The organism is Micromonospora sp. NPDC057141 (assembly GCF_042670805.1).
Classification (GTDB): domain Bacteria; phylum Actinomycetota; class Actinomycetes; order Mycobacteriales; family Micromonosporaceae; genus Micromonospora.
Map to the genome: position 1 here is coordinate 1 of NZ_JBHUVA010000157.1, position 3,205 is coordinate 3,205.

At 70.7% G+C, this 3,205-nt stretch carries 1 protein-coding gene and 1 pseudogene; both read right to left on the reverse strand.

The features are described 5' to 3' along the window. Positions 1–45: 45 nt before the first annotated feature. Entirely contained in the window at positions 46–2,721 is a 2,676-nt protein-coding gene (locus ACFT41_RS32115) for a glycosyl hydrolase (RefSeq protein WP_377588669.1), read from the reverse strand. Positions 2,722–2,982: 261 nt separating this feature from the next. Beyond that, positions 2,983–3,205, reverse strand: a pseudogene (locus tag ACFT41_RS32120) (ATP-dependent DNA ligase); the annotation flags it as partial.

Here is a 3,205-nt window from a genome sequence, read left to right on the forward strand (position 1 = left end):
GCTGTGGGCCCGCCCGGTGTGTCGGGCGGGCCCACAGCTTCGGCCCTACAGACCTCGCAACGGCGTCTTCCAGATGCCGCGACCGTGGGTCGCGGCATACAGGTTTCCGTCGCCGCTGACGTGCAGGTCGAACACGGCGGTCAGCGGCAGCGCGGAGGATGAGCTACCGGGGTTGGCGCCGACCCGTCGCCAGTGGATGCGGTCCGGGGCGGCGCGCCGGTCGGCGACGAGCACACCGAGGTCCGTGCCGACGACCAGCTTGTCCCCGACGACGACCACGTCGGTGGCGGGCACGTCCGGGAAACCGACCGACAGGTCGGTCCAGGCGACCTGGATCCCGGCGGAGGTCTTCGTGAGCTTGCCCCGGTAGACGTGCTTGACGCCCGCACCCGGGCCCTCGACGAAGCGCCGGTTGAACCCGTTGAACACCAGGTACAGGGTGGAGTTCGTCGGGTCGTTGGGGTCGAAGGTCACCGCGTTGGGGTAGCGGTCGGGCAGCCCGGTCATGTCCAGCTCGGTCCAGGCGCCGCCCCAGTTGGTGGCCACGCCTCGGGTGAAGCCGGCGCTGTTGCAGTTCGCCTGGCCGCACCAGGCCGCCAGGTAGGTGTCCTTCGACGGGTCGGCCGCAGCGGCGGGGTCGGCGACGGCGTCGAGGCCCACGATCAGGCGGGTGCCGGTGTCGTCGAGGGCGTAGAGCTGCTGCCAGCCCCTGGCGTCATCGGCGGCGGCCTCCTCCGGGGTGTAGCTGAACGCGAGGTCGTGCCGCCAGAAGGAGTTGCCGCCGGCGACCCAGCGCTCGCTGGCCCCGTCGCGGACGTTCTTCGACCCACGGATCGCGCGGAACGGCGCGGTGAAGCGTGCGTTGACGTCCGGCACGGTGACGTCGAAGACCGCGCTGGTCGAGCCGTCGCTCTGGCCGCAGTTCGTCGTCAGCCAGAGCGCGAGGAAGACGTACTCGTCGAGGATCTCGCAGCCGTTGCGCGGGTTGACGATGATGTCCCCGCCGTCCCCGCCGAACGGGCTGACCATCTTGCTGGCCCCGGCGCGCAGCAGGGAGCCGCCGTTGTCCTGCAGGCCGCCGGCAACGGTGTAGCCACCGCCGTTGGGGTCACGGCCCGTGCCGACGGAGTAGTACTGCAGGGCACGCAGGGTCGCGTTGTGGTTGGTCCAGTCGGTGGCGTGACCGGCGGCGTCCTCCATGCTGGTGGCGGGGTCCAACGGGCGGGAGTAGACGCCACCGTCGTTGCCGACCAGGACGGTGCCGTCGGCGATGGCGACCGAGTGCTGATCGGCGTGCGTGGTCGACGGGCAACCGCCGGACGGGATCGACGGGTCGTAGCAGGGGAACCCGAAGTTCCAGTACGGCCCGATCGTCTTCCAGGTCGCGCCTGCGTCCTCGGTCTCGTAGACCTCCTCCAGGCCGACGTAGACGTGACGGGGGTTCGTCGGGTCGACCTCGACGAAGTTGTTGTACCAGGCCTGGACGCCGGGCGGGTAGCCCATGTCGGCGCCGATCGCGGAGCCGGAGTTCTCCAACTTCGTCGAGTCGGCGATGCGGGCCCACGGGCCGAGGACACCGTTGGTCGAGTGGTAGACCCCGGAGAGCGCGCTGTCACCGGCCGCCAGCCCGGCCGGGCTGGACTGCACCAGGTACAGGTCACGGCCGCTCGCCGATGCCGAGAACTCCGCGTTGCCCACGTCGGCGTTGTCGATGTCTCCGGCGAGGTTGACCCGGACGAAGCTGTCGGGCTGGCCGCCGCGGGTGGACAGGTAGTAGCCGTTGTACGCGGCGCCAGACCGCCAGGCCGCGTTGGCCAGGACGGTCCGCCCCTTCGTGCCCGGCTGGATCAGCACGTCGTTGATGATGTTGTCGTACGGCTTGGTGACGTCGGTGTCCGAGGCCGGGTTCGGCAGGAACACCAGTTGCCACCGCTCGCTGTGCCGCTTCGGGTTCGTGGAGTGCCGCCACAGCCCGCGGCTGGTGGCCGCGTACACCCAGCCGGCGCCGTCGAACTTCAACTGGTTGATGCTGCGCGACTCCAACTCGTCGCCGCCGACCCGGTCGGCCTGGGAGAAGTTGCTGCCCGCGCTGCTGGCCTTGCGGAGCCGGTAGACACCCGCACCGGTGTAGCTGGTGGCACCGGTGTTCGCCTCACCGGTGGCGTACCACAGCGTGTCCGCTGCGGCGTCGTAGACCAGGTCGCCGGTCGACAGGGCCAGGATGCCGTCCGAGATCGGCCGCCAGGTGCCGCCGTCGCCCAGCTTCTTGCGGAACACCCCGCCGTTGGCTCCACCGGCGAAGACCCAGCCCCGGCCGGCGGCGAGACCCGGTACGCGTCCGGCGACCAGGCCCGCGCCCCCGCCGGAGTTGGAGAACTGTGGGTCGCGGTAGTTCGGGTCGTCCGCGTCGTACGGCTTGTTCGTCACCTCGTGCCAGCGCGAGTCCGTGCCGCGCAGGCCCTTGAGGTCGGCCAGCGCGTCGCCGTACTCGCCCGGATCGACGGCACCGTACGGCGCGATCCGGGCCGCCGCCTCCTGCGAGGCGAACGTCTTGATGCCCGCCTGCCCGGCGTTCACCCCGGCCACCGGCTTCGGCCGCTTGATCGGCGGGGCGTCCTGTGCGTGTGCCGGAGCGCCTGTGGCCACCAGGGTGACCAGGGCCGCGACACCGGCGACGACGGCCCGGGTGGTGCCGCGCCGTCGATGATGCCCAATGACCATTTACGATCCTTCCGAGTGGACTCGGCGGACACCATCGTTGGCGCGCCCGCCCATGTCGGACAGTAGCTATCGGACACCGCCGAGAAAAGACCTGATGGTAGCCCGTATGGAACGACAGGTCTGATGGGCGTGGCTGACCGAGCCACTACCGGTCCGGTGCGCCACGCTCCTACCGCGCCGGCCCACCTACCAGCCGGGCGCCCAGTGCAGCGGTGAGAAGGGTGCCTTTCTATACCCTAGGCGTTAATAGGGTGCCCTTCCTTACACCTCAGGGCCGGCGGTGAGCAGGGGGGCGAGCAGGTCGCCGTGCCTGTCCACCCGCTTGAGCACCTCCGCAGCGGTGTACGGCTTCGTCGCCGGGCGCTTCCCGGCCGCGCCGGCCGCCACCTCGTCCCAGGTCAGCGGGGTGGAGACGGCCGGCGTCGACTGGGCGCGCAGCGAATACGGGGCGACCGTCGTCTTCGCCGCGCTGTTCTGGCTCCAG

Excerpts from the sequence above, each read along its gene's own strand:
- ACFT41_RS32115 (WP_377588669.1), bottom strand. The coding sequence starts at position 2,721 with ATGGTCATTGGGCATCATCGACGGCGCGGCACCACCCGGGCCGTCGTC.